The organism is Nostoc sp. CHAB 5836, from assembly GCF_020829445.1.
Taxonomy (GTDB): Bacteria; Cyanobacteriota; Cyanobacteriia; order Cyanobacteriales; family Nostocaceae; genus Nostoc.
In genome coordinates this window covers 1-5,710 of record NZ_JAIVFV010000276.1, presented here as the reverse complement: position 1 = coordinate 5,710, position 5,710 = coordinate 1, and the positions used below count along the sequence as shown (strand labels likewise).

Below are 5,710 nucleotides of genomic sequence, written 5' to 3'. Positions count from 1 at the left end.
CTTCCCTGTATGCCGGGAATTGCCTTGCTACTCCAGTAAAGTTAGCTTCTCCCAAGGGGAGACGCTGCGCGAACGACAATGTTAGAGGTCGGTAACTATCTAAACGACACTGGTTTAACCCCTTAAGATATACCTGTGAGCTTGGTTTTCGTTTATGGCATTGATGGATTTTGTGGGGAAAAGGATGGCATTATTTTAGGCGCCGGGTAGCAGCAATTGCCAATACGCCAATAAAAGAAATAATTGCAACACCGTAAACCATAAATAATAGGTATTGCTCCCACAGCAATTTATTCAAGTCCATATAAATTCCAAAATTTGCCCCTATCTTAGCTGGGGATTTGCGGAATGGCTAAGATTTACAACCTGACGATGATCTTGCGCACGACTACACTATTGAATCTGACACGGCGTTTACTGCTGTTGAAATTGAGGCTCACGCTATTGGCTCACGCCCAGGCGCACCCCATACATCGCCAATTCTCGCGCGATCGCACTTTTTCCTTTCCTCGCAAATACCAGTGGTAAGGTATCCTCGCCGGACCCATCTTCTATAAGCACAGCAATCTCATGATCAATTTTCCGGAGGTTAGCGGTTAGCTCAGTAATTCGGTCAACTTTAGCAGGAGGTAGTTCGGGTTGCTGGTCTTGGATATAAGTATTGAATTCTTGTAGTGCCATAACCTGCTCATCTACTGTCGGACGGCGCAACAGTTCCTTGAGGAACAGTGAAACCGAAACTTTGCCCGATTCCTTGAATTGTCTCTCAAGCTCTACCCCTGTATCCCGGTCTTCTAATCGGATGATTAGTCGAGCATCGCCATCCTCTCCGTACTTATTTTGCTCCCACTCCAGCACCTTGGCAGGTTTTTTGGCAACTTTCAGCGATTTGTTTATGTCCGTCATCAGTGCCCGAACATCCTTAACTACCATGCGAGAGGATTGGAGTTGATACCAAATATCCAAGTACTTATCAGAGCAGAGGGACTTGATTGTATTGATATCCAGTAGTTCTAAGTTGTAGGGACTGACTTTGGAGTCAGATATCCATTCCCAGATTTTAATGTAGGGATTGGCGGTGTGGTTATTCCAACCTAGCATTTGCTTGATTTCGTCCCACTCACTCTTCGGTAATTGCTTTGCCTCCCAAATATTTTTGCACGACTCTAAAAAGCTCCGAGTCGCTTGGGTCGCTTGTTCTAGGATTTGGGTTAAAAAACTTTTGTCAGAATTTGCGATCGCACCTTGTTCAATTGCTTGGTCTAATGCTAAAGTAGTCATAAGAAATCGGCCCGGATGATTGCTCATCTGGCTACTAATTGGTTAAGCAGAACCCAGCAACTTTCCACGGCGGCTGGGTTTTGTGTTGAAACTATTTTACCAGAAATTTGAAAAAATAGCGATCGCACCTTAGTTTTTATCTGGAAGGTGGGTTTCCAGGTGAGCTTTGGAAACACGTTTAATCCCCTTCTTGCGACGATTTGACCCCTTGTTTTTTCGGAATAAATGACGCAAGTTCCCCGCCATTCTTCCTATCCCCGCTCAGAGGACGAAGTGGTGCTGCTGTCGGAAATAGCTAAGAAATTACGCAGCATATTTTTTCGCATCAAGTTGTGTTGCTTTTAATGCGTAAGCCAGGGTTAGTTTATAGCATTCAGGCATTTTTTCAAACTTAATTCCCGCCCCCCAACTTCGCACAGTGCGTTCACCTCGCCCTGTCACTTTGGCTAGGAGCTTCACACATTTTTTGCGATAACCCGACTCGCTTTCGTATTCCACTATGTCTTCTGTGCTTAAGTGGCTAATTCCAAAGAAAATTCGACAGAACTCTCGCGGTTGCAGAACTTCGACTCTTGTGAATTTTATGAGCGGCATTTGCTCTCCTTTTTGCAGAACTAACCAAAAATCATGCTTTTACCATATCACGCTATGTCACCCAATGGAACGTATCAGGGACAAAATCTTTAAATAAATGATTTTGGTAGACTTGGATTATGGGTAAATACTAAAGCTGCTGATTTTCTGCAACTAGGATTTTCATGGATGAACAAAGAAAACGTGATCGATTGAGCCTAGATTTGATGGGATTGCGAGAACGACTAGAAAGCGTGGCAGTCGAGCCTGGACAACCGCTTTCATCTGTGCTGCGAGGGGTAGCACTCATTGGAGTAGAAGTATTAGAGGTGTGCGCCAAGTTAAATCTACGTACTCCAAAAATAGGACAAGTCGAAGAATGGTTTAAAAGTTCCCTTGGAAAGAAGATTACTGCCTCATCTTCTTCCACAAACTCTGCTTCAGAATTACTGGATTTACTCTCTTCTCCATCCAGACCAACGGATGTAGATATTGTAAAAATAGCTACCAGACTTAATTTAGAAACAGAAAATCTACTAGATGTATGTGATCGCCTTTATTCAAAAGAGGTCTGCGAAAATGGACATTGAAGTTGGAATTTCGCTCTGGCAGCGATTCCAAACCCCAGGATGGAATATCAATTTAACTGCCGACAATAAAGCTTTGATTTTTGAAGTGCCGGATATACAGCAAGCTGAATCATTGCTTGCAAGCGCTTTAAATTTATTAGCAGCATCAGCTAAAAATTGTAAATGTGGTCATGCCATCATCAGGTATCCCGATTGTGGCGATCATGTTTTCCGTATACCGGCCAAAATGGCTGACTTAACTCGGCAACCAACAAATAGAAAAATGACTATACAAAACCAGCAAGCAGAATTGTTATTAGGCGCAGACTATATTCGCATTCATGAATTTCTGATTGATCAAAAGCGTCAGGGAAACATTGTAATCATCACCAGTAACATTACCCGTGACGACTCTGGAAATCCAATCTCAACCGAAAACCCATTGGCTGGGAGAGACATTTGTCACCATACCTCTGATGAGCTAACTCCCCAAAGAGCTTATTGGACTCCAAAAGATTTCACCGGATATAACTATCGAAAATCTTGGCGACGTGATTTCAACGACTATGAGCATCTTAACCCTCAATATCACAAGCTCAAGGAAGCGCTAGAGAGGGATGGATATGTCGAGAATTATGAATATACTCTTTACCGCCCAGATGGTGCATATTGCAGTTATCTAACATCGTATTATCTATGCCGTAACTACCTCAACGATATAGTGCGAATAGGTGTGAGCAAGCCCCAAGACTGGCAGCTAATTACGCATCCTGAACAGTTGACAGTACAGTAATGGTAATTTCTGCCAAATTTACATAACTCAGAAAACAAATCACTAATTGCAGAAATCTATTGCCCAGTTCGACTGGGTTTTTTAATATAAAGGTGTCCAAGGGTTGAACGGAGGAAGATGCTAAAAAAACATGAAGTGCGATCGCTATTAAAAATCAAGCACCGCGACACCATAAACGAAGATTTAAGGGCATTGGAGTTGCTTGATTGCGAGGAATTTAATTGGCCGGAAGTCAGGAAGCTTTTAGAGATGCGTCTTTATTTGGGACTTAAACCTGGAATAAACAGCAGAGAAGAATTTCTGGAAACTCCTCAAGAGCAACTTGCAAATATGTTCGTAACGCATGGATTAGATGTTGAGAAACATTTCCAATTTTTGCGATCAGATTATCAACAGCAGCATCAAACAAAACATAGAGTCACAGTACAGTTAGTATTTGATAGAGATTGAATGTTGCTTCGCATAAAAACTTGACTATTCCGGCGATTAATGCTTTCAACAAAAGCGAATCAGAGCTTTTTTCGGAATTAACTGAATTGTGGAAGTTAGCATTTAGTTAGTCGCTAGAAGTCCAAATGAATCATAGAGAGTTGGGATTTAATTAAGGGCGATCGCGCCAAACCTTAACCTGATTAAGTTTAAGGAATGTTACCAAAAGTCTTAGCCCGTTAGAAGACGTTAAATAGCGGTTTTGCGAAAGTGGCATTGGAGAGGGTACAGAGCGAGCATTCACGGTTTTATACCCGAAGTAGGTAAGTGTGTATAAGGAGGAAAGGCGCTCAATCACTCATGCCGATGGGCGATACGAGGAAAGCATCAAAATTGAAAGTAATCCTTCTGGACTATTGGAATTCTGTTGCGCGATCACAGTAGTGACATTTTTTAGTCTTACCGTTTGGTTGATTTTGAGTCATGCAAGTAATCGAAGATTGGATAGCCCAGTATCCCAACCTACTCAAGCAATGCGAAATAATTCTTGGTAAACCGATACCTTACAGAACTTGGCATGGTTGGCAAAAGCTTGTCGGAGCTTGTTATCCACAAGGAAAAAGGCTTAAATCCCGCAAATATACAGACGAACAAGCACAACTATTTTTATGCTTGGCGTGGTTTCGGCGATTATTCCCACAGAGAAAACTAACTTATCGCTTGCTGCGAGAATACTGGCAAAGCAACGAGTACAAAATTGAAGAGGTATTTAGAGCGATCGCCAGTGGGAATGCTCCCTGTGATGCCCCGGTTGAGAAATTAGTAGCGTTAGCAGATGTAAAGAAGTGTTGCGATGCGGTCTTAAATCGGACACTTTCTCGAAAATCCTGGGTGAAGTGGAAGGGGCATTTAAAAATTCCCCTACGAGAAAAAGTAGTCGATCAGGGAACAGCAGCGCTACTCGTATTTATTGCCTGCTGGAGACACGACCATTACAAAGAACCATTACCCTCTGTGAATCGGTTGATTGTGATGATGGGCGATCGCACTCGCACCGCAATGAGTCTGGATACTGCTTCTAGCGGGACACAGTTTCACCAATGGCAGATGTCTGGGTGCAGCGGGAAGGAACTGCCCAAATATTTAGCTGCCTGTGGGTTCAAGGTTTCGTTGCTCACTTTATATAAATGGGGTGATTACAGTCAGAAAAAGCATTACTCGGTTTCGGAGTTAGCGCAGTGGAGGCGAATTGCCGATGAAAAACGGAACGGACGAGCAGCTTAATTGTCTCCACGGCAGAACAGGCTTTTCAGCCATCATCCGGAGACTAGTCTCCAGATGCAACCCTCAAAGGCTGATTCTAGCGTTCGCTAAAGTCAATGTTCCATCACAATTAAAGGAGTACAAATATGGCAACGCGTAACGGAACTTTAACAGTTCAACCAGATAGCGAAGAGAAAATAGCACCTCAACCAAAAGGTGTGATGGTGCGGCGCAAAAAGGAGGATTTGGCTACCACCCCTGCACTCCAAGCTCAAGCAGTGGCGATCGCCGAATTGGAGCTATCATTCGACCCAGATGTCCGCTTGGCGATGATTCAACGCTTAGTACAAGCTCGGTCAGAAATTGAGATTTTGGCGACTCACGAGCAGAAATTAGCCAAAGCGATTGAGATTGGAAAATTGGCGGCGGCAGAAATTGCACGGGATGAAGGAATCCAACAAGCCAGAGCAGAATATGCTATCAAAGCCAAGAAATACAAGGAATCGCAACAGAAGCAGTTTGTTGATATTGAGTTGCCCAAACTAATTGCATCTTGTGATTTTCTGCCAACCAATGAATTAAAGTCAACAGTTGAGGCATTTGCGGCTCGGATGGATATCAAACTCAAATGGGAGGAATCCGATGAAGGACTCCAATGCTTCGTCGCCTGAAGTCGGGGTAAAGACAAGATACGCGCAAAATTTATCACGATGTAAAGTTGTGTAAAGTAGCCATGTATTTATGTCTAGAAAACATTGCCTAATTAGGTTCAATTTAGGCAATGTATGATGGAGAGAGAAAC

8 protein-coding genes are annotated in these 5,710 nt (G+C 43.1%); 5 read left to right on the top strand and 3 right to left on the bottom strand.

Going from position 1 to position 5,710, the window contains the following annotated elements:
* Positions 1-441: 441 nt before the first annotated feature.
* From LC605_RS30635 to LC605_RS30625, 3 genes are all read right to left on the bottom strand, one after another.
* Positions 442-1,281: a hypothetical protein gene (locus LC605_RS30635; RefSeq protein ID WP_229551185.1), complete on the bottom strand. Its 840-nt coding sequence runs from the start codon at positions 1,279-1,281 to the stop codon at positions 442-444.
* Between the two features lie 23 nt (positions 1,282-1,304).
* Positions 1,305-1,457: a hypothetical protein gene (locus LC605_RS30630; protein ID WP_229551184.1), complete on the bottom strand. Its 153-nt coding sequence runs from the start codon at positions 1,455-1,457 to the stop codon at positions 1,305-1,307.
* A gap of 127 nt (positions 1,458-1,584) precedes the next feature.
* Positions 1,585-1,875, bottom strand: a complete 291-nt coding sequence (locus tag LC605_RS30625; protein WP_229551183.1) for a hypothetical protein — start codon at positions 1,873-1,875, stop codon at positions 1,585-1,587.
* A gap of 164 nt (positions 1,876-2,039) precedes the next feature.
* Between LC605_RS30625 and LC605_RS30620 the strand changes: the two genes are divergently transcribed.
* The 5 genes from LC605_RS30620 to LC605_RS30600 all read left to right on the top strand — a co-directional run bounded on the left by LC605_RS30620 (position 2,040) and on the right by LC605_RS30600 (position 5,579).
* Positions 2,040-2,444 (top strand): hypothetical protein, encoded by a 405-nt coding sequence (locus LC605_RS30620; protein WP_229551182.1) that lies wholly within the window; start codon positions 2,040-2,042, stop codon positions 2,442-2,444.
* Positions 2,434-3,216: a hypothetical protein gene (locus LC605_RS30615; RefSeq protein ID WP_229551181.1), complete on the top strand. Its 783-nt coding sequence runs from the start codon at positions 2,434-2,436 to the stop codon at positions 3,214-3,216. Before LC605_RS30620 ends, LC605_RS30615 begins: the two co-directional genes overlap by 11 nt.
* Before the next feature lie 117 nt (positions 3,217-3,333).
* Positions 3,334-3,666 (top strand): hypothetical protein, encoded by a 333-nt coding sequence (locus LC605_RS30610; RefSeq protein WP_229551180.1) that lies wholly within the window; start codon positions 3,334-3,336, stop codon positions 3,664-3,666.
* A 462-nt stretch (positions 3,667-4,128) separates the two neighbouring features.
* The gene (locus tag LC605_RS30605; RefSeq protein WP_229551179.1) at positions 4,129-4,929 is read left to right on the top strand and encodes a hypothetical protein; all 801 of its coding nucleotides are present in this window, start codon (positions 4,129-4,131) and stop codon (positions 4,927-4,929) included.
* 125 nt (positions 4,930-5,054) lie between these two features.
* Positions 5,055-5,579 (top strand): hypothetical protein, encoded by a 525-nt coding sequence (locus tag LC605_RS30600; protein WP_229551178.1) that lies wholly within the window; start codon positions 5,055-5,057, stop codon positions 5,577-5,579.
* Positions 5,580-5,710: the final 131 nt, after the last annotated feature.

What these genes read in the sequence shown, in the direction of transcription:
- LC605_RS30635 (WP_229551185.1), bottom strand. Translation starts at nt 1,281, where the DNA reads ATGACTACTTTAGCATTAGACCAAGCAATTGAACAAGGTGCGATCGCA.
- LC605_RS30625 (WP_229551183.1), bottom strand. Translation starts at nt 1,875, where the DNA reads ATGCCGCTCATAAAATTCACAAGAGTCGAAGTTCTGCAACCGCGAGAG.
- LC605_RS30620 (WP_229551182.1), top strand. Translation starts at nt 2,040, where the DNA reads ATGGATGAACAAAGAAAACGTGATCGATTGAGCCTAGATTTGATGGGA.
- LC605_RS30615 (WP_229551181.1), top strand. Translation starts at nt 2,434, where the DNA reads ATGGACATTGAAGTTGGAATTTCGCTCTGGCAGCGATTCCAAACCCCA.
- LC605_RS30610 (WP_229551180.1), top strand. Translation starts at nt 3,334, where the DNA reads ATGCTAAAAAAACATGAAGTGCGATCGCTATTAAAAATCAAGCACCGC.
- LC605_RS30605 (WP_229551179.1), top strand. Translation starts at nt 4,129, where the DNA reads ATGCAAGTAATCGAAGATTGGATAGCCCAGTATCCCAACCTACTCAAG.
- LC605_RS30600 (WP_229551178.1), top strand. Translation starts at nt 5,055, where the DNA reads ATGGCAACGCGTAACGGAACTTTAACAGTTCAACCAGATAGCGAAGAG.